The 18,477-nt window shown below is 61.7% G+C and carries 19 protein-coding genes; 8 read left to right on the top strand and 11 right to left on the bottom strand.

What is annotated here, in order from left to right; genetic code table 11:
- Nucleotides 1–116: 116 nt before the first annotated feature.
- Both IPP35_08325 and IPP35_08320 read left to right on the top strand, forming a co-directional pair.
- On the top strand, nt 117–1,157 hold the full coding sequence (locus tag IPP35_08325; protein ID MBL0059102.1) for a hypothetical protein: 1,041 nt from the start codon (nt 117–119) through the stop codon (nt 1,155–1,157).
- Nucleotides 1,147–1,569 carry a hypothetical protein gene (locus IPP35_08320; GenBank protein MBL0059101.1) on the top strand — a complete coding sequence of 141 codons (423 nt, stop codon included), beginning with the start codon at nt 1,147–1,149 and terminating at the stop codon, nt 1,567–1,569. The genes IPP35_08325 and IPP35_08320 overlap by 11 nt, the downstream gene beginning before the upstream one ends.
- Here the strand turns inward: IPP35_08320 and IPP35_08315 are convergent.
- The 5 genes from IPP35_08315 to IPP35_08295 are packed head-to-tail and all read right to left on the bottom strand — an operon-like array spanning nt 1,566 to nt 5,872.
- Nucleotides 1,566–2,474, bottom strand: coding sequence for a sugar kinase (locus IPP35_08315; GenBank protein ID MBL0059100.1), 909 nt, complete (start codon nt 2,472–2,474; stop codon nt 1,566–1,568). The two genes, IPP35_08320 and IPP35_08315, sit on opposite strands and share 4 nt — an antisense overlap.
- 55 nt (nt 2,475–2,529) lie before the next feature.
- Nucleotides 2,530–3,333, bottom strand: coding sequence for a GNAT family N-acetyltransferase (locus IPP35_08310; GenBank protein MBL0059099.1), 804 nt, complete (start codon nt 3,331–3,333; stop codon nt 2,530–2,532).
- 18 nt (nt 3,334–3,351) lie between these two features.
- Nucleotides 3,352–4,407, bottom strand: a complete 1,056-nt coding sequence (mltG, locus tag IPP35_08305; protein MBL0059098.1) for an endolytic transglycosylase MltG — start codon at nt 4,405–4,407, stop codon at nt 3,352–3,354.
- A complete protein-coding gene (gene thpR / locus IPP35_08300) occupies nt 4,404–5,360 on the bottom strand; it encodes an RNA 2',3'-cyclic phosphodiesterase (protein ID MBL0059097.1) in 957 nt (318 codons plus the stop codon). Before thpR ends, mltG begins: the two co-directional genes overlap by 4 nt.
- A gap of 47 nt (nt 5,361–5,407) precedes the next feature.
- A complete protein-coding gene (locus IPP35_08295; protein MBL0059096.1) occupies nt 5,408–5,872 on the bottom strand; it encodes a prepilin-type N-terminal cleavage/methylation domain-containing protein in 465 nt (154 codons plus the stop codon).
- Between the two features lie 134 nt (nt 5,873–6,006).
- On the opposite strand from IPP35_08295, the gene IPP35_08290 reads away from it, so the two are divergent.
- On the top strand, nt 6,007–7,299 hold the full coding sequence (locus tag IPP35_08290) for a hypothetical protein (protein MBL0059095.1): 1,293 nt from the start codon (nt 6,007–6,009) through the stop codon (nt 7,297–7,299).
- Between the two features lie 12 nt (nt 7,300–7,311).
- Nucleotides 7,312–8,280 carry a hypothetical protein gene (locus IPP35_08285; GenBank protein MBL0059094.1) on the top strand — a complete coding sequence of 323 codons (969 nt, stop codon included), beginning with the start codon at nt 7,312–7,314 and terminating at the stop codon, nt 8,278–8,280.
- An 86-nt stretch (nt 8,281–8,366) separates the two neighbouring features.
- Here the strand turns inward: IPP35_08285 and IPP35_08280 are convergent, their stop codons facing one another.
- The 6 genes from IPP35_08280 to IPP35_08255 all read right to left on the bottom strand — a co-directional run bounded on the left by IPP35_08280 (nt 8,367) and on the right by IPP35_08255 (nt 15,058).
- Entirely contained in the window at nt 8,367–9,287 is a 921-nt protein-coding gene (locus tag IPP35_08280; protein ID MBL0059093.1) for a response regulator, read from the bottom strand.
- On the bottom strand, nt 9,284–10,873 hold the full coding sequence (locus IPP35_08275) for a Do family serine endopeptidase (protein ID MBL0059092.1): 1,590 nt from the start codon (nt 10,871–10,873) through the stop codon (nt 9,284–9,286). The genes IPP35_08280 and IPP35_08275 overlap by 4 nt, the downstream gene beginning before the upstream one ends.
- 16 nt (nt 10,874–10,889) lie before the next feature.
- Nucleotides 10,890–12,827: a hypothetical protein gene (locus IPP35_08270; protein MBL0059091.1), complete on the bottom strand. Its 1,938-nt coding sequence runs from the start codon at nt 12,825–12,827 to the stop codon at nt 10,890–10,892.
- The gene (locus IPP35_08265) at nt 12,817–13,074 is read right to left on the bottom strand and encodes a glycogen-binding domain-containing protein (GenBank protein ID MBL0059090.1); all 258 of its coding nucleotides are present in this window, start codon (nt 13,072–13,074) and stop codon (nt 12,817–12,819) included. The genes IPP35_08270 and IPP35_08265 overlap by 11 nt, the downstream gene beginning before the upstream one ends.
- Nucleotides 13,075–13,300: 226 nt before the next feature.
- On the bottom strand, nt 13,301–14,245 hold the full coding sequence (locus IPP35_08260) for a hypothetical protein (GenBank protein ID MBL0059089.1): 945 nt from the start codon (nt 14,243–14,245) through the stop codon (nt 13,301–13,303).
- A 168-nt stretch (nt 14,246–14,413) separates the two neighbouring features.
- Nucleotides 14,414–15,058 carry a radical SAM protein gene (locus tag IPP35_08255; protein MBL0059088.1) on the bottom strand — a complete coding sequence of 215 codons (645 nt, stop codon included), beginning with the start codon at nt 15,056–15,058 and terminating at the stop codon, nt 14,414–14,416.
- 174 nt (nt 15,059–15,232) lie between these two features.
- Here IPP35_08255 and rplU point away from each other — a divergent pair, with 174 nt between their 5' ends.
- The 4 genes from rplU (at nt 15,233) to proB (ending at nt 18,375) form a co-directional block, all read left to right on the top strand.
- Nucleotides 15,233–15,568 carry a 50S ribosomal protein L21 gene (gene rplU, locus IPP35_08250; GenBank protein MBL0059087.1) on the top strand — a complete coding sequence of 112 codons (336 nt, stop codon included), beginning with the start codon at nt 15,233–15,235 and terminating at the stop codon, nt 15,566–15,568.
- Nucleotide 15,569: 1 nt separating this feature from the next.
- On the top strand, nt 15,570–15,857 hold the full coding sequence (gene rpmA / locus IPP35_08245) for a 50S ribosomal protein L27 (protein MBL0059086.1): 288 nt from the start codon (nt 15,570–15,572) through the stop codon (nt 15,855–15,857).
- A gap of 153 nt (nt 15,858–16,010) precedes the next feature.
- Nucleotides 16,011–17,276, top strand: a complete 1,266-nt coding sequence (gene obgE / locus IPP35_08240; protein MBL0059085.1) for a GTPase ObgE — start codon at nt 16,011–16,013, stop codon at nt 17,274–17,276.
- A gap of 7 nt (nt 17,277–17,283) precedes the next feature.
- Nucleotides 17,284–18,375 carry a glutamate 5-kinase gene (gene proB, locus IPP35_08235; GenBank protein ID MBL0059084.1) on the top strand — a complete coding sequence of 364 codons (1,092 nt, stop codon included), beginning with the start codon at nt 17,284–17,286 and terminating at the stop codon, nt 18,373–18,375.
- Nucleotides 18,376–18,477 lie beyond the last annotated feature (102 nt).

Genomic DNA, 18,477 nt, shown 5'->3' with positions numbered 1-18,477 from the left:
GACACCATATCATCCAAAGCGCTGGGTCGTCAACCGCTTCGTGACGAAACCATCGAAAAAGGTAAAATAAGGGCCGTGATTCAGTCAGCTCACTCATTGTTAGTAAAACCACTTCCATGACTCCGCGGTCGTCGCGCCTCCTCATCCTTTTTGCTTGGAATGCCGTCCTTTGGACTGGGTTCTTGCATGGTCTTGAAGCCTTCTGGGCTTTTCGAGACCCGGGGAGGGGGCTCCCTTTCGACGGTTATAAAGACGGCATTTTCTACACCTGGGGCCATCCGGTCCGTCGCACCCGATTGGAATATAAGGGCCGGTACTTCCGGGGAGGGGATTTCGATCTGCCGAAACCGGCGGGAACTTACCGCGTGATGGCGCTGGGGGACTCCTTCACTTTTGGCCGTGGGTTGGCGGAGGAGGAACGTTATACCGAAAGACTGCAGACGCTCCTTCGTGGGGCCTTCCCACGCCGGAAAATCGAGGTGCTCAATTTCGGTATTCAAGGGGTGGATACCGGCGGAGAACGCGACATCTTGAACGCGCTCGGCCCCCAGGTGGACCCCGACCGGATCCTGGTGGGGTTCTGCAACAACGACCCCAAACCGGGCGGCGCCGACCGTAGCCAGAAACGGGACGCCTTTAACGCGCGCCACAGCGGTTGGATCAATTTCGTGAAACAGCGACTGGAGTGGGCCGGTCTTCCTTTCGTGGGCGGGCGGGTCCACTCGTGGATTTACACTGTGGCGGAACGGACAGGAACAATCCCCACCGGCAACGAGGAGTTCGCCCGGGTCTACAACCCGGAATCGCCGGAGTGGAAAGGGTTCACCCGGGCGCTGGAAGACATCGTCGATTGGTCCCGCCGACGAAAGTTAGCCCCGCCCATTTTCGCCGTTTTGACCGTGGCACACCACGGCTCCGACCTGTCGCACCCCGACGAAAACCTTCGGTTCGCCTTGGCCTGGGAAGAACAGGCCCGTCGCGCGGCGGAGAGGGCCGGTTTCATCACCGTTGGATTTTTGAAGGAAATCGCCGCGGCTCCGCCAGAGGAATCGCTCCACGTGAACCCCGCCGACGGACACCCCGGCGCGCGACTGAACGACATTTATGCGCGCGGCCTGTTCGACCTTTTCCGAAAAGAAATGACCCATGGGCGCTAAAACGGGCGGCGGAACACATCGGGCGGCCGTCACGCTCGCCGCGATTCTGGGTATTATCCTTTTCGGTTCCGCCTTTGTGAAAATCGTGCATTTGGTTATGGCGATTTATCGCGACCCCGGGGGCGGAATCCGTTGGATGATGGTGGCTCTTTTTGCCGCCATGCCCCTCATGGACATGGTCTTGGGCGGGTTCCTCATCTATGGGGCCGTAAATTTGCATCGAAAGGTACCCGGGGCGCCACAACGCCTGTTGCTGGCGTGCAGTCTATTCCTTGTCTTGTATTTGGTCCTCGGGGTGAACACACTCCATACGCTGTCCCCAGAAGGGGCGGTGGTGGGCATTGCCCTCAACCTCACCTTGATGGTGAGATATTGGCGGGAATTATTCCCTCTGGATCTAAAGGTTTCTTAATCCCGAGGGCGGGACATGTGGTGAAGAAGGGCCAGCCGGCGACGAATGTCCGGGGGGCGGACGGTGAGAAGGCGTTCCAGCGAGAACCGCTCCACCGTAAAACTGGCCATGACGGTGCCGTAAAAGAGAGCCTGGTGAAGGGTTCCCTCATCCAAACGGTTTCCGGACTTGTTCAAATATCCCACGAAACCTCCGGCGAAAGTATCGCCCGCGCCGGTGGGATCGAAAACCTCTTCCAAAGGATAGGCGGGGGCGCTGAACACATTCCGTTTGGAAAAAAGCAGTACCCCATGTTCCCCTTTTTTCACCACCACATACCGAGGCCCCCAGGACTGAATAAGTCGCCCCGCCTGAATCAAGCTGGCCCGCCCCGACAACTGCCGCGCCTCCCCATCGTTTAAAATCAAGATATCGATTTCCCGACAGAGGGCTTTTAGCGGTTCTTTCTTGGTGGAGATCCATAAGTTCATGGTATCCGCGGCCACCAGTTTCGGCCGCCGAACCTGGCGAAGAACGCGCAGTTGCAGGTCGGGATCGATGTTGGCCAAAAACACGCAGTCCGCCGAACGGTAGTTCGCGGGAAGATCGGGGGAAAACTTCTCAAAAACGTTCAATCGGGTATCGAGGGTTTTTGCCTCGTTCAAGTCATACTCGTAGTAACCCGACCAGCGGAAGGTATCTCCAGCAACAACGTGCAGGCCGTCCAAATCGATTTTCCGGCGGCGAAGCAGGTTCAGATATTTTTGCGGGAAATCCCGCCCCACGACGCCCACCAACTGCACGTCGGAAAAAAAACTTGCCGCATAGGAAAAATAAACCGCCGACCCGCCCAAAGCCTCTGTCCGTTCCCCGAACGGGGTCTTCACCGAATCCAATGCCACCGAACCAACGACCACAACGCTCATCGAAACTCTCCTTTTGCATCGAAGAAACACACCACGGCCGCAGGACCCCATTTTATCAAGGGCGGTACTCCCGTTCCAAGCCGTCGGTAAATTCCGCAAAAAGACGCGGATCAAAAAGTCGAAGACTTTTCTCCAAATCGTTCAGAAGAAGGAGACACGGACGGGGCCCCTCGGGCCCGCCCAAAGGGTCGGCCACCTGGCGGAAAGGGAGGCCATAGCGGTTCAAAACTTGGTACAGCGAGCGTTCCGCGAGCATGAGCCAAGACTCCAACCCGAGGCGGCGGGAGTGCTGGTAAAGAACCTTAAACAACCCAAGGGTGAGAAGGGGCCCCCACCGTTTCTTCATATGGTCCGATAGAGGGCCGGCATTGGGAAGAATTCCCCCCTGAGCTATTTTGAGATAAGATTCCGCCCCATAAAGGCCGTCCTCCCGACGACGACGGAACGCTTTGGCGATGACAAGGTGGCTGACCTCGCCGGTTTGCTCGGGGGGCTTGGGCGCCTTAAACTCTGGAATAACCCCCTGTAACGGAAACCCCCGCTCCGAATGAAGCGCCAGCCGAAGCGCGGCCACCACGTCCTCGCCCTGCGCCGCCACGGCATGCATCCCCATTCCGTCGAATTCATCGGCCAAAATGCCGTCGGGGTAGAGAACAGGATCGAAAAACCTGAATTCCCGAACATACACGTCGTGGCGAAGCCGATGGATCGCCCTCAGGAAGGTCGGCCCTTCCGCCAATCCGAACCGTAAGTTTCGAACGTTAAGGATCGGCACAAAAATCAGGCCGGGAAGGAAACGAACGCCCAGAATTGAAAGTCTTCTATGCCGCGCCCCCAACCGCCCCGACAAATCGTCCAACGCAAAACGTCCATGGGATCATTTTACCTGTTTTCGGCCCGCTCTTAAGGTTCGACGGAGAAGTCGCACCGCCTGTTGATGATCCTCGTAGGTGGAAGAAAACCGGTGCCCCCCCGCCCCGTCGGACACAAAATAAAGAGCGTCCGCCGCCGCCGGCGCCAGCGCGGCCGCCAGGGAAGCCCGGCCCGGGCTCGCGATGGGCCCGGGAGGCAGGCCATAACGCCGGTAGGTGTTGTAGGGGCTCTCCACCAAAAGATCTTTTTTATAAAGCGGGTTCTTCCACCCCCCCAAGGCGTATTGCACGGTGGGGTCGCATTCCAAACGCATGCGCTTTTTCAACCGGTTGTGGTAGACGGCGGAGACGATAGCCCTTTCCTCCGGCCGGTGAGTTTCCCGCTCGATGAGGGAAGCCAAGGTTACCGCGTGGTTCACCGTCCATCTCCGGCCGTCCGCAAGAAGGAAAACACCCTCGGGCAAGCCGTCGAGCGCGGCCGCAAGATCGGGAGAAACCCGCACCGCCCCGGTCTCCATCGCGGCCTGAAACACCTCCCGCCAAACCGAAGAGAAACGAGCCCTCAGGATCCGAACCACCTCTTCGCCCGGCGTCCCCGGGTCTAGAAAATAGGTTTCCGGAAAAAGAAATCCTTCGCTCGCACCCGCCGCCGTTTTGAAATCCTCGGCGCGGCACACCCCGTCGACCTCCAGGCGTTCCGCGATCTGCCAAAGGGCGAATCCCTCGGGAATGGTCACCCGCACCGTGGCGCCCCGACCGTCGATCAAATCCCGAAGGAGCCGGTCCGCCCGTTTCGGACCGGAAATCCTGTAGGCACCGGCCTTTAGGTTTTGGTCGGCCCCAAGGACCCGCGCCAAAAACTCCAGCCAAAGCGCCGAACGAACCCGACGGTCGTCCCGCAGTTGGCGGGAAATGGCGCGGGCGCTGGCGCCGGCCGGGATTTCCACCAACCCGCTTTTCGCACCCGAGGGCGGACTGTTCAAAAAAAGGACGCCGGCCACGAGCGCGACAATGGCGCCCATACCGACGAATAACGACGTGCGAAAGAAACCTTCCTTCACGATACCCCCCCCCGCTCTCGATCCAAATAGGCTTGAAGCAGGAGCGCCGCCGCCGCGCGGTCCACCCGGCCCTTGTCGCCCCGTCCGCCCCCACCCTCCCGAAGACGACCCTGGGCCTCCCAACTGGTCAACCGCTCGTCCCACAAAACCACACTTAACCCCGCCTCTTCAAGTTGCCCAGCCAACTGCCGAACAGCGCCGGCGCTTTCGCCCTCCGACCCGTTCATGTGTTTGGGAAGCCCCAACACGAGAGTAAGGGCCCCCCTGACCCGGGCCAGCTCCGCCAATTCGCCAACCAACCCCGCCAGGGATTTCGGTTCCAACGTCGCGAGAGGGTGCGCCATCCGTCCCAACTCATCGGAAACCGCCACCCCCACCCGACGGCGCCCCCAATCCACGCCCAACGCCACACCCCCCGGCGCCGCCAATGGAAACTCCCGCAAAATCCGATGCTCCGCCCCACCGCTTTTTAAAACGCTTTGCATGAGTGCCATCCGATTAATCAGAAAGGTTGTCTTAGGGCCGCCCTTTGACGGGGCAGGGATTTCCGGCAGAGAACCATCAAACCTCGCCAACGTAAGGTGGGGAACGAAGGGCTGGTTCTCGGTCTTCCAAGGCCCCAGTGCATTTTCCACCGACGCCGCGAGATCCGTCAATTCTCCGCGCCCACTACCAACGTCCGCCCAAAACACGGCGCCTTTTTCCGACCGAAACGTTCCGAACCACGCCAAAGCAATGGAAAATATTTTGTGCCCCAAAGCCACGGGCCCCAGGACCGAAACCAACTCAGCCAGACGGCCCTCGTCTGTTTCGTCTAGGAATTTTAAAGTGAAGTGGAATTGCTTCGGTTGAACCCATCGGGCAGAAGGAAACTCCTGGCGAAGAGCCGATAGCCCATCGAACAGAGTTTTGGACGCGCCAAGCGGAACGGGAACCGAAACAAACAGTCTCACCAGGTCAAAATATCAAAGCTGCTCTGCCCACGCAACGGAAAATCAGTTTACTGAATACTCCAAATCACGCCTCGGGAATCTGGATGACCGCAATTGACAACGAGGACTCCCATACTCGGATTGAATAACCACACTGTCTCACCAAGCACACCCCCTGCACACGCCCATTCGCCAAAAAATGTACTGCAAATTAAATCGCTGTTCTGGTGAATTGGGGCCGTTGGAATTTTGATGGGTGGAATCGCTGTGAGGTATTTATTTCCTACGTTTAATCCTGGCATAATTCCTTGTAAACCCATAACTTTTGGAAAAAAGCCTTCGTTGTCCGCATAGTAAATGGAAATGGCGCTCCGCAGGGCCCCCATATGCCCCCGCACCGCCGCCTCTTTTGACCGAATGATCGCGTCTCCAAACTTGGGAATGGCGATAGCCGCCAAAAGCCCGATAATGGCCACCACGAGCATTAGCTCGATCAGCGTGAACCCCCGGGACCGACCTCGCAAGGTCAACATGTCTCCCCCTAGCCCAAATACCCCTCTTCCCTTTAAGTTTACCACCCCCAGATTTTTTCAAGGGTTTTCTTCCCGTGAGACCCCGCGGCCCACTCCGCCTTGCGGCGGTCTTGGGCATGTCCTAAACTTCCCCCATGACCGCGCGGGAACTGAAACGGGCCGGAGCGCTTTTTCTGATAGCCGCACTGGCCTTTCTTTATCCTCTGTTAAAAGGCAACGCCCACTTCGTGGGAGACATCACCTACTCTTTTCAACCCTGGCTGACCTACGCGGCCCAGGAAATCCAAGCGGGACGGTTTCCTCTCTGGAATCCCTATTCCGCCTGCGGGGAACTGTTCGTGGGAAATCCACAAATCATGCTCTTCAACCCCACGGCGGCGCTGTTTTGGATTTTTCCCTTCACCACAGCCAACGGCCTTTTTCTGTTCCTGAGCCAGGCCCTCCTTTTCTTTTTCACCTACCTTCTGGCCCGGCGATGGGCGGGGAGAAGAAATCCGGGGCAAGCCCACCTCCATGCTCCCGCCGCCCTGGCCGCCCTGGCCTTCGCCTGGGGCGGGTTCACCGTGAGCCAGTGGGAATTTCCCAGCGCCGTGGGCACGCTCCCCTTTCTCCCCCTACTCTTTCTGCTGGGCCTGGGGGAATTTTGGGTGGCCCTGTCGGTGGGCGTTGCCTTGGCATTCACCGCCGGTTATGTCCAATTTGTCCACTACGGGGTTTTCTTGGCCGTGGCCGGGGCAGCCCACGCGGCCATTACCCGTCGGCCGTTTCATCGGTGGACAGCCCGATGGTCGCCCTTGATCTGGGTCGGGGTCGCCCTGGGCGCAGGGATCCTATTGTCCCTGGCGCAAATCCTGCCGTCCTGGGAAATGGCACGGCAATCCTTCCGCGCCGCGCTCTCCCCGGCGGAAGCGAGGCACTTCTCGTTGGCGCCCATTTTTCTCCTTAAACTGTGGGTGCCCTGGATCACGAACACCACGGCCTTGGTGTTTCAACAGGTCCCCTTCGGCCCCGAATTCTGGCCGATCCAGCGAAGTTGGCTAAGCACGCTTTTTCTGGGGACCGGCGTCTGCCTGCTTTCCATCGTTGGAATCCTTCGGACCCCATTCCGAAAAACTCTTACCCTGGGCACCGTGGCCCTGGCGGCCGGGATCTTGGCTTTTGGAGTGGAACCTTTTTTCGGATGGGCCAGGTCGCTGGTGCCGGGGTTCCGCTACCTGACCCATTTTGCCAACGCCAGCGTCCTGGGCCTCCTCTGCCTAACCCTCTGGTCCACGGAAGGGGCCCACCAGCGGCGCGGCAGGAACGCGCTCTTGGCCCTGGTCACCCTGGGGCTCCTCGGCATAAGCCTGGGCCTCACCTTTTTCACCGGGATCCGCGCGCTCGCTCTTCGCTGGCTCCTAGGCCTCGCCACCCTGAACCCGGCCTAGGATCGCTGGGCCATGGAGGCCGGAGCCATTTCGGCCGCCGCCGCGCTTTGCTTCGCCGGAATATGGCTTTTTTCCCGTCGGAAACGCTGGGCCGCTCTGTGGTGTTTCACGCTCTTGGAGCTCGCCGCTCTCGGCCGCACCCTCCAACCCACGGGCCCCGCCGCGCTGTTCCACAACGCTCTCCCGCTGGCCCGGGAGATGGCGGTCTCCCCCCATCGATTCGGCGTGAGTCCAATCACCATGAAGAGCGACAAGGTGTTGGCCGGAACCAATCTTGTGGAAGGTTACCAAAGCGGTCGGGCGGCCCTTTACCCCGGCGTCCCCCTTCCCTTCCGCGCCCATCAAACCTGGGGCTATGAGGTTTTCGGCCTCAGGTCGTTCACGGAATTTCGCCGCGGGGTTCCGGACCTCCCGGGGGAAAGCCCGGCGCTGGATTTTCTGGGCGCCTCCCGAATGATGTCCACCAAAACGCTTCCGCCGCCCTCCCAATTAATCGCCCGTCGGCAAAATGCCCTCCTCTACGCCCGTCCCGGAGCCCTGGAGCGGTTGACCCTGGTTCCAAGGGCGGTGGTCCGGGCTGATTCCGCCGACCGACTGAATTATCTTTTCGGCCCTTGGAACCCAAAAAACGAGGTGGTTTTGGAGGAAGCCAATGACGAGGCGGCGGGCCGGGGCGTTCTCGAACATTGGCGCGAGGGGCCGGGCCGCGTGGAAGCGGAAGGGCAGGGAACGGGCTGGCTGGTTTACAGCGGGGTCTTCTTCCCAGGATGGGAAGCCTTCGTCAACGGCCAACCAACGCGGATCCAGCGCGCCAACCACGCCTTCCAAACCCTCCGCACGCCCGAAGGCCCCTGGACCGCAAAACTCCTCTTTCGCCCAAAACTATTCCGCACCGGCCTTTGGCTGACGATCCTATCGGTATGGACCCTCGCGGTTTGGATGGGTCGCCGAGCGGCCCGAGGGTTCGCCTCGCTCCCCTAAATTTCCCAGCTGTCCCCCAACCAGGGGACGCCCTATAGTATTATACTATACTCAAACGGCGAACCCCATACACTAATCGACAGGTCTTAGGAAAGAACGGCGGTGCGGTGGATCAGGTGGGGGCCCGGAAACCCATGGGCTTCTTGGAGCGCATCGCGGACGGCGTCCTGGATGGGGGCCGTGTGCGTGGGCCCGCCGGGAAAAACGTCGACGATCCCCGCCTTGAGCGCCATGAGCGGCCCGCCCTCGCGGTCCAGCCGCCCCCGCATTCGGTCCGCCTGGTCATATTGCATCACCAACAAAACATCGGCGTTCTCCAGGGCCCGCGCGGCCACCACCTCGGCCCGCGCCGGGGTGGACACGAACCCGAAATCGGCGGACCCAAACTGCACGGCCAAATCGTTCCGATCGGCCAACTCGACCACGGCGCTTTTAAGAATCATGCCCACCAGGCGGATCACGTGGTCGCCCCGCTCAAACCCGTAGGCCCGGTTGAATTCTTTCAGCCCTTCCAGGTCCATCCGCCCCACGGTGAAAGGCTCCCGGGTGGCCACGCGCCGGCGGATTTCCTCCTCCATCGCCACGCGGCCCGGCAACCCCGTGAGCGGGTTGGCGGCCAATCCTTCGCGGCTCCGTCGGAGAGTTCGTTCGACCCGGGCCAGCAGTTCCGCCGGATTGAAGGGTTTGGAAATGTATTCGTCGGCCCCGAGCTTGAAACCCGTCACCTGGTCTTTCGTCTCGCCCAGCGCGGTGAGGATCACGATGGGCAAAAGACAGGTGGCCGGATCCTGTCGAAGTCTCTGGCACACCTCAAACCCGCTCATCCCCGGCATGAGCACGTCCAAGAGGATTAGGTCGGGACGTTCCTCCCTGGCCCGTTGAAGCGCCGACGGTCCGTTGGTCGCCAAAGAGATCCGGTACACTTCCTCGCCCAGGATCGAGCTCAAAAGTTCCGCCGTGGCGGGATCGTCTTCCACCACCAGGACCCGGGCCCGGGTGTCGTTCATTGCCCGTCGCGATAGCTCAGGAACAGGGCTCGGCCTCGACGAAGGATGTCCAGAAGCACGCCCTCTTTTTCCGAAACGGACTTCGAAACTTTTTCGAACGCGGCGAGCGTGGGCGTTCGTAGACGGTTGAGCGAAAGGATCACGTCGCCCTGTTCCAAACCCAGGCGTTCAGCCAACCCGCCCGGCTCCACGGCGGCCACCACCACGCCGGCCGTGCCGGCGGGCACTTCCAACCGCCCGGCCAAGTCCGGGGTGAGCGCCGTCAACCGGGCGCCCTCCCACGCGGCCGAAGCCTCTGGCCCGGCGCCGTTTTCCTTGTCGCCGTCGCCGGACGGGGTTTCCCGATCCGGCGGCGTTTCAGCCGTCGTCAAGGAAAGGGTTTTGGCTTTCCGATCGCGGATCACCTCCACCGGAAGCGTTTTCTTGGGCGCCGTCCGCGCCACCAAGTCCCGAAGGGTTTCAGGGGTGGGGGTGGCCTGGCCGTTAAATTTCACAATGACGTCTCCCCGCTCCAACCCCGCTTTGGACGCCGGAGAATCCGGTTGAACGCTGTTGACCATGACGCCCTCGGCTTTCGGAAGTCCGAACTGTTTGGCCAACACGTCGTTGACGGCGAGGATCTCAACCCCCATCCAGCCGCGAACCACGCGGCCCTTCTCGATCAACTGGTCCAGAATATCTTTCACGCGGTTGGCGGGAATGGCGAACCCGATCCCGGCGAAGACACCCGTGGGGGCGTAGATGGCGGTGTTGATTCCCACCACTTCGCCCCGGATGTTCACCAAAGGCCCGCCGGAATTGCCGCGGTTGATGGCCGCGTCCGTTTGCAGAAGCCCGGAGTAGTTGACCCCCTCGATGTTCAGGGATTGGCGCACGGCGGAAATCACGCCCACGGTCAGGGTCTGTTCCAACCCGAAGGGGCTCCCGATGGCGATGGCCCAGTCCCCCACGCGCACCTTGTCCGAATCGCCCAGGGAGGCGTAGGGAAGCGACCCTTTGGGCTCAATCTTGACGACAGCCAAGTCGGTGCGGGGATCCGACCCCACCACCTTGCCCGCAAACTTTTTCTCTTCCGGGGACTGGAAGGTGACCGTCAATTCGTCCGCGCCCCGGACCACGTGTTCGTTGGTCAAAATGTAACCACGGGGATCCACCACCACGCCGGACCCCATGCCCTGTTGGCGACGTTGAAATTGGCGCGGGGAAGGCGCCGGGGCCGAGGAGCGGGGCCGGGACGGCAAGCCTTGGAATTCCCGGAAAAATTCCTCGAAGGGATCTCCGAAATAATATTGGTCCGGCGCGGCTTGGAAGGTTTCGATGTGCGTGGCGGTGATGCTCACCACCGAAGGCTTGATCTGGGCCGCGACCCGCGCGAATGAGTCTTGAAGATCCAGCACGGGCCCCTGGACGGGAACGGGGTCCGCTTTTTTTCCTTCCTTCTCACCGGCGGGCCGCCAGGCGGCGGACCAAAGGGAGGAAATCCCGGTCTCCCCCCGCCGCTCGGAAAACCAGAACACCGAGAGCGCCAGCGTGGCGATGAGGAGCAAAATCAAAAAGCGATCGGACCGCGGAGCGGGAGAGTTCATGACAACCTCCTTCTTATTATTCGGCTCGAACGAAAGGAAGGGTGATATCCTGGCCCGCCTTGTAGGCGCCGAGGATTCTCCGTTGCACCCCTCCTTCGAGAACGAGCAAATCGATATAGGGCGGCGCGGCCCGGCCGGCCATGGCGCCGCCGAAACTGGAGGGAGACGGTTCCACCGCCACCGTCATGGGAACGGCCCCTCCGGGCGACCGCCCGAAGACAGCCACCGCGAAACCCCAAGCCTCCGGTTCCCCCCGCCAGTACCGTCGCGGGATAGTGACTGAAAAAGCCGTGGCGCTCGTCTTCACCACCGTGAAGAACCCAAGGCTCCGGGGCGTCTGGCCGGGCGCGGATTGAAACAAGCGGGCTCCCCAGCCGTCCGCCGAAAGCGCATATTCCCAAGCGTCTCCCGCCTCCGCCATGCCGGGCCGCCCGGGCAACAGTTCCTGGGAACCCGCGCCCGGTGAATGGTTGATGTCCATGTAGACATCGATGAGCGGCAAAGAGAACCCGCCCGGCGCCCCGCCGGGGTTCGGAAGCGCCGTGAATTCAAAAACAAAGGTCAGGTCCTCTTCCGCGGGCTGAACCTCGAAGCCCCGCAGGTCCCAGGCCCCCGTCGGAAACTGGGCCCCGGTAGGATAAAAGTAGTCCCCCGGCCCCCGGTCATCGTTCGCCGGGTCCCGCCAGCGGAGGGCGGTCCCGACCCGTTCAAACCCGCCGTCGGCCTCTTCCCCCGCGGGCCCCGCGCGCCCGCCCCGGGCGAATCCCTGGCGAATCTCCGGCGGAACAGGTTGGCCCATCAGACGGTAGACCTGGCTGAGCGTGGCCATGAAATCGCGTTTCAAATCTTCCTCGCGGGCCGTCTCCCGCTCGGCCCCGAAATGATCAAAAAACGTTCCGCTTTCAGCGCTGTAAAAGGTGCGTTTGGCCAGGTCCAAAGAACGGAGGTTCGCCGCGCCGGAATTCTGGTATTCGTTCACCGAGCGCCGCACGCCGCCCAACAGTTCCCAGGCGCGGTTCTCCTCGGCGTCGCCGATCCAGGGAGTGAAATCCACCGACGAGGCGGTGGATCGAACGATTCCCGGCGGCGGCCCCTCGGCCATGGCCTCGGACATCAACACCCACGCCGCCGCGCCCGGCCCGCCGGCCAAGGTTTCCAAAACGGCCAAATCCTCCACGGCGCCGATTTGAAAAGGCCCGCCGATTCCCGACGACACGAGGATGGGCTGGAGGTTGGCTTTGAACCATTCCTTCCGCGGGGCCGGCCCGAAGGGGAAAAGAGCGGGGCGGATGACGGGAATCTTAAACTCTTCTATCACCGACGGGAGCGGGCCCGAGGAAGAAACCAGCGCCCACCGCAACTTGAACCGGGCCAAGAGAGAGAACTCCGGGCCCAGCGCTACGTCCCAGGGAAGCTGGATGCCCATGGGCGCCGCACGCCAACGTCCCCGAAAGCTCTCCCGAGCGAACCCGATTTGGTCCACCACGTCGTCCGGCCACGCGAAGACCGGGGGCAGGGCCGCGATGGTCGGGGAAGAAGCGCGCGCGTTCTCCGTGTCCATCAAGAGAGGCAGAACCGGCCGGTCCGGCAGAGTCAAGACGACTTCGATTTGTTTAGAGGAAACCAGGGTCCGAAAAAGAATTTTCGCCTCCTTGGATTTCTCGTCGGGTCCAAAGAAGTGGTCTGGAAAAAGGACCGTCACCCGAAGGTCTGGCCGCTGGGCCAGGAACCGCGCCGAGGCGAGAGCGTCCGTCCGTGGCCCCGGCACCCAAAGAGCGGCCAACCGGCCTTTCTCCGCCGTCGGTATTTCCACCGGACCAGGAACGGGGACGGGAACCACTTCGGGGACGGGCGGCGGAACCGGGCTCACCCGAGGCGGCATCGGTCCCAAACACCCCGCCAACCCCAACAAAAGGATTCCCCCGCACCAAAAGGCTTGTTTTTTAATAGACATCGATGAGCGAGCTTTCCTTGGGTTCCGGGGTTTTCTCCGGGTTCGTAGGGTCCAGCCTCCATTGCCCGTCCACTTTAAACTTGTAGCTGTAATGCCCCGGGTCCAGCGCCAAGGTGGTTTCCCACACCCCGTCTTCGCCCCGGGTCAAAGGATGCTGGGACCCGTCGAAATCATTGAAGGATCCGCCCAGGTAAACCTCCTGGGCCGCCGGAGCCAGTAGGCGGAAAGCCACCGGCCGTGGACCCACAGAGGCCGCCCGGATTTCCGTGGGCGGTCGGGCCGACAACGAAGGACCCGCCCCGTCCGCGCCGCTCAGCCAGGCCGGTGTGAACGCGCGGCTTTCATGAAACGACCGCGCGCTCGCCACCGCCCACCGCCCGGGAACCCACAGGGCGGCCGCGGCGGCTGAGAGAAAAAGGGCCGTGGCCCAATAGGGCGGCGTTCGGGAAAGGGACGGCCCCGCGGGAGCGGGTTTACGCGTTTCTTCCAAAAGACACTTCCTTTTCCGTCAATCGACGGACCGCTTTTCCGAGGGCCTCCAGGGAACCGAACCCCCCGGGCTTCATCACCAAAAGGCGCGGATTCGACCCCAAGGAACAACACAGGGGGATCCCCGCCTCCACCGCGTCCACCACCCGCCAACGGGACGCCTTCCACCTTCGCGCCAACGCAAAAGCCGTTTCCCCCCCCGTGGCGACCCAGCGGCGAAGGGGATTCTTTTTTTCCAAAGCGGCGGCCCGCGCCACCAGTCCCGCCAAAATTTCGGAAGGGGACCCTCGCCGAGCGGGCCCTCGTATTAAAGAGACGACCGACCCCCGGGAAAAGTTCCCGTTTTCCAGCCGGTCCGCCTGCCGGGCGGACACGGGATGGGCCGACCCCACCACCACCGCCACCGATCCGCGAACCGTCGGCAAAACCGGCCCGCGCGTTTTCCCACCAGCCGGGGGGCCCCATTTTTTGACAATGGCCGCGGCAAACCCCGCCGACCCCGCCGCCGCTCGACCCTCGATCGCCCGGCCCGCCGCCGCGGCCAAACTTTTGGCGTCTGTCACATCGGGAACCCACACCCGGCGTCGCAGGCCCGCGGACAGCGCGAGAATCTTTTCCACCCGGTTCGTCCGGGCCGGATGGCGGGGATCCTTTCCGAAATCGGTCCGATGAAGCGGCACGCCGTTAACAAAATGGCGCCCGGACACCGTGGTGCGGCCCATTTTAGGGAAAGCCGCCACCAAGGGCACGGCTCCCTCCGGTGGAAGAGCTCCCAGGAACGCGGCCAGTTCAGGCCCCACAGGGCCCCGGAAGGTCGAGTCTATTTTCTTAAATATGAAGTCCGGTTTCCAGTGGGCCAGGGCGGCCAAGGCCCGGCGAACCCGGCCGGCCGCGGCGCGGGGAGAAAGGCCGCGAGATTCCGTGTCCAAAATCCAGACCCGAACCCGGGGAGCCGGCGAACGGGGCCGACGGCCCGCGGGAACCCAAATTTCCGTGGGCCACCCGGCCGACTCAAAAGCCAGGGCGGCGTCTCCGGCCCCCGAAAAATCGTCCGCCAGAACGCCGATCCGCCGAACCGGAAACCGTGTTCCAGAAATTTACGGCTCCTCGTCTTTATCGAGATGGGGCCGCGCGCGGAAAACAGCCCCCGCCGATTCGGCCACCGCCCGGACCCCCGCTAAATCCACGCCGGGCATCTCCACCGCCGTCACCACCGTCTCCGGCACCTGGGGGACGCAAAGGCGGATGAACTCTTTCACGCTCTCCAGGGCGCGGTCCCGGAACGCGGGAAGAGGCCGCATGATTTCCACGTAGTGAGCCGGATCCGTGGTGTTCAAACTGATGGAGACCGTATCCAAAAAAGTTCCCAATTCCGGGGTGATGTCCCGCCCGTTAATCAAATTTCCGAGGCCCACCGTATTGAGGCGAAGGCGCTTGGCCCCCCGGCGGCGGAACGCCACAGCCAACTCTTTCATCTCGGCGATTCGGTAGGTGGACTCCCCGTACCCGCAAAAGACCACTTCGCGATAGGAGGAAAGGTCCGCGGGCGCCGCCGCCAGGATTTCCGCCACCGTGGGCTCTCCCGGAAGTTTGAGGTTCCGGCCGTGGTACTGGTACTCCCAGGAAAATTTGATGCAGAAAACGCAGGCCGTGGGACACCGGCTCGTCAAATTGACGTAGAGCCCCCCGTCGTGCTCGTAGACGAGGGAAACGGGGCGGGGCGAGGAAAGGGAATCGGTCATGGAAGAATACGGAACTTGAATTTCATCCGAGAAATTAGTATATCATATGGGAACGATTTGAAAGGCTTCTCCCGCCACGCCATTTTCTTCCGCCTCTCTTTCTCTAAGGCGGCGGGTGGGTTTCTTTTATCCCTTGACAACCTTTTGGGAAATTCTTTATTATTGGCGCTCGATATGACTGAACCGACCACCACCTATGCCGTGATCCGCACCGGCGGCAAACAATACCGGGTCATCCCCGGCCAGCGGGTCCACGTGGAGAAGCTCACGCAAAACGTGGGCGAAGACGTGACATTTTCGGATGTGCTGTTCTTGAAGGACGGCGACAAAGCCGAGGCGGGTCGCCCCACCGTTGCCGGGGCCACCGTTTCCGGGCAAGTCGTCCGCCAGTTTCGGGACAAGAAAGTCTTGGTGTTCAAGAAACGGCGCAAGAAGGGTTACAAAAAACTACAGGGCCACCGGCAGAACCTGACCGAAGTCCTGATCAAAACCGTCAGCGCCGGAGCGTAATATGGCATCCGTAAAATCCCAAGGGTCTACCTCCAACGGTCGCGATTCCCCAGGACAACGCCTGGGGGTCAAAGTTTTTGGCGGGGAAAAAATTCATGCCGGGTCCGTTATCGTGCGGCAGAGGGGCAGTCCCATCGCTCCGGGCCACAACACGCTGAAGGGCAAGGACGACACCATTTTTGCCCAAATCAGCGGCATCGTGAAGTTCGAGTGGATGCGGGGAACTCCCGGTCGACGAGGGGTCGGACGGCGATGCGTCTCGGTTTACCCCGTTCCAACAAACGCTTAAGCGCGGCGACGTTTCTTTCCAAGACCCCAAGGCTCCCGCGAGCCTTGGGGTCTGTCTTTTTCGGAAGGGCAACCCGTTTGTCGTTGCCCCATTTATGGGGCGACCTTCGGCTGGGCGAGAACGGTAAAGAGATGGTCATTTTCGGAGCCTGTCATGTTTATTGATCGAGCCAAAATTCATGTGGTGTCTGGGAAGGGAGGGGACGGTTGCCTCTCTTTCCGCCGCGAAAAATATGTCGAAATGGGCGGCCCGGACGGCGGATCGGGCGGCAAGGGCGGCGACGTCTGGATCGAAGCCGACCCCCAGAAAAACACCCTCTACGATTTCACCTATCGTCCCCTTTTTAAATCCGTGCCGGGGGAGAACGGCCGGGGCCAAAACCAAACCGGCGCCAGCGGGGAAGACCTCATCATCCGCGTGCCTCCCGGCACTCTTCTGTTCCGGGACGACAAACGGGTGGCCGACCTCAAATCGCCGGGAGACCGCTTTTTAGCCGCCCGAGGCGGCCATGGCGGCCGCGGCAACGTGACCTTCAAAACCGCCATCAACACCGCCCCGCACCTTTCGGAAAAGGGCGAGCCCGGCCAGGATTTCCATTTCAACCTGGAATTGAAGCTCCTGGCCGACGTGGGTTTGTTGGGGTTCCCGAACGCAGGCAAGTCCACCTTCCTTTCCGTGGTGACCCAAGCCCGGCCCAAAATCGCGGACTACCCCTTTACGACGCTCACGCCCAACCTCGGGGTGGCGAACGTGGGCGGCTCCACCTTTGTCATCGCCGACATCCCCGGCCTCATCGAAGGCGCCCATCAAGGCAAGGGGTTGGGCGACGAGTTCCTTCGCCACGTAGAACGGACGCGGGTCTTGATCCATCTGGTGGACGTCTTTGGCTTCGACGGAAAAACCGCCGCCCAAAACTTCCGGGCGCTGAACAGAGAACTGGCCGCCCATTCCAAACGCCTGGCGGCCACCCGCCAAATCGTCGCCGCCACCAAGATGGATTTGACCGGAGCCGACAAAGCCCTGGCGGCGTTCCAACGGTCCTGCAAGAAAGAAAAAATTATTCCCCTCTCTTCGGCCACGGGAAAAGGCGTTAAGGAACTCCTGGTGGCGGTGACCCGAGCCCTCAAGGTGGCGCCGCCTCCCCCCGCTTTCGTTCCAGAGGCCATGGACATCGTGATCGAACCGGATTACCAGGTGGAAAAGCTGGGCGAGAACGCATGGCTCGTCACGGGCAAAAAGGTCGCCCGGCTTGTGGCGGTGACGAACTTCCACCAGGACGAAGGCCTGTCGCGGTTCCAAAACATTCTCAACAAAATCGGCGTGGAGGCGGCCTTGACCCGGGAAGGCGCCCGGCCCGGCGATCTCGTGACCGTGGGGGATCACCAGTTTCCCTTCAGCCCCTCGCTCAAACGGCGGTAACCCGAACATGAAACGAATCGTCGTGAAGGTCGGCACAGCCATTTTGAGCAGGCCCGAGGGAGGGCTCCACCTCCCCCGCATCCGAGAGCTGGCCCAGGAATTGGTCGACCTTTCGAAGAAGGGCTACGCCCCGATCCTCGTGACCTCCGGCGCCATCGGGGCCGGCATGGACGCCTTCGGCTGGAAAGCACGCCCCACCCTCTTAAAAGATAAACAAGCCGCCGCGGCCGTGGGCCAAGTGGCGCTGATGGAAGCCTACAAGGGGGCCTTCGCCCCCGCCGGCGTGACCATCGCCCAAATCCTATTGACGCGGGCCGATCTCGACGACCGGGAACGATACCTCAACATCCGAAACACCCTCACCGCGCTTTTAGAGCGGCACGTCCTGCCCATCATCAACGAAAACGATACGGTCGCCACCCAGGAAATTAAGTTCGGGGACAACGACACGCTCTCGGCCCTGGTGGCCGCCAAAATGGACGCCGACCACCTGTTCATTTTGACCGACGTGGACGGCCTGCTCACCAGCACCGGCGCCGACGGCCGGCTTCTCCCCGAAGTGTTCCAAGTGACCCCCGACATCGAAGCCCTGGTCCAGGCGGGCACCGGGTCGGCCAAAAGCGTGGGAGGCATGGCCTCCAAACTCTCCGCCGCGCGGCTCGCCATGGCCTCCGGGGTCGAGGTCTGGATCGCCTCCGGCCGAAAACCCGGCATCGTCCGGGACATTTTAGAGGGCAAAGGCGTGGGCACCCGTTTCGTCGCCAGCCCGGAAGCCCTTTCCGCCCGCAAACGCTGGATCGCTTTCGGCCGAAAAGTCCGGGGCGCCTTGCACTTGGACGAAGGCGCCGTCCGCGCCTTAACGGAAAACAAGCGAAGCTTGTTGCCCAGCGGAATTAAACGAGTGGAAGGCGCCTTCAGTGCCGGCGACACGGTCAAAGTGGTAACCCCCGACGGCCGAGAACTGGCCCGAGGCCTCACCGTTTTTAACGCCTCCGACCTGAAAAAAATCCAAGGCCGCCGCTCCGCCGAAATCGAACCTCTTCTAGGCCGCCCCGCCCCCGCCGAAGTCATCCACCGCAACAACCTCGTCCTGCTCTAAAAACACCCCTCCCTCCCCCTCCCCTTGTAAAGGGGAGGGAACCCCCAAGACAAGCCCATTCATCCCATTCAAGCCCCGTTTCTTTTTCCCCCCGCCTTCCCA

Source organism: Elusimicrobiota bacterium, from assembly GCA_016721625.1.
Classification (GTDB): domain Bacteria; phylum Elusimicrobiota; class Elusimicrobia; order FEN-1173; family FEN-1173; genus JADKHR01.
Note: the sequence above shows the minus strand (reverse complement) of the source record. Positions and strands in the feature narration are given on the sequence as shown.

Excerpts from the sequence above, each read along its gene's own strand:
- IPP35_08325 (MBL0059102.1), top strand. The coding sequence starts at position 117 with ATGACTCCGCGGTCGTCGCGCCTCCTCATCCTTTTTGCTTGGAATGCC.
- IPP35_08320 (MBL0059101.1), top strand. The coding sequence starts at position 1,147 with ATGGGCGCTAAAACGGGCGGCGGAACACATCGGGCGGCCGTCACGCTC.
- IPP35_08315 (MBL0059100.1), bottom strand. The coding sequence starts at position 2,474 with ATGAGCGTTGTGGTCGTTGGTTCGGTGGCATTGGATTCGGTGAAGACC.
- IPP35_08295 (MBL0059096.1), bottom strand. The coding sequence starts at position 5,872 with ATGTTGACCTTGCGAGGTCGGTCCCGGGGGTTCACGCTGATCGAGCTA.
- IPP35_08290 (MBL0059095.1), top strand. The coding sequence starts at position 6,007 with ATGACCGCGCGGGAACTGAAACGGGCCGGAGCGCTTTTTCTGATAGCC.
- IPP35_08285 (MBL0059094.1), top strand. The coding sequence starts at position 7,312 with ATGGAGGCCGGAGCCATTTCGGCCGCCGCCGCGCTTTGCTTCGCCGGA.
- IPP35_08280 (MBL0059093.1), bottom strand. The coding sequence starts at position 9,287 with ATGAACGACACCCGGGCCCGGGTCCTGGTGGTGGAAGACGATCCCGCC.
- IPP35_08275 (MBL0059092.1), bottom strand. The coding sequence starts at position 10,873 with ATGAACTCTCCCGCTCCGCGGTCCGATCGCTTTTTGATTTTGCTCCTC.
- IPP35_08270 (MBL0059091.1), bottom strand. The coding sequence starts at position 12,827 with ATGTCTATTAAAAAACAAGCCTTTTGGTGCGGGGGAATCCTTTTGTTG.
- IPP35_08255 (MBL0059088.1), bottom strand. The coding sequence starts at position 15,058 with ATGACCGATTCCCTTTCCTCGCCCCGCCCCGTTTCCCTCGTCTACGAG.
- rplU (MBL0059087.1), top strand. The coding sequence starts at position 15,233 with ATGACTGAACCGACCACCACCTATGCCGTGATCCGCACCGGCGGCAAA.
- rpmA (MBL0059086.1), top strand. The coding sequence starts at position 15,570 with ATGGCATCCGTAAAATCCCAAGGGTCTACCTCCAACGGTCGCGATTCC.
- obgE (MBL0059085.1), top strand. The coding sequence starts at position 16,011 with ATGTTTATTGATCGAGCCAAAATTCATGTGGTGTCTGGGAAGGGAGGG.
- proB (MBL0059084.1), top strand. The coding sequence starts at position 17,284 with ATGAAACGAATCGTCGTGAAGGTCGGCACAGCCATTTTGAGCAGGCCC.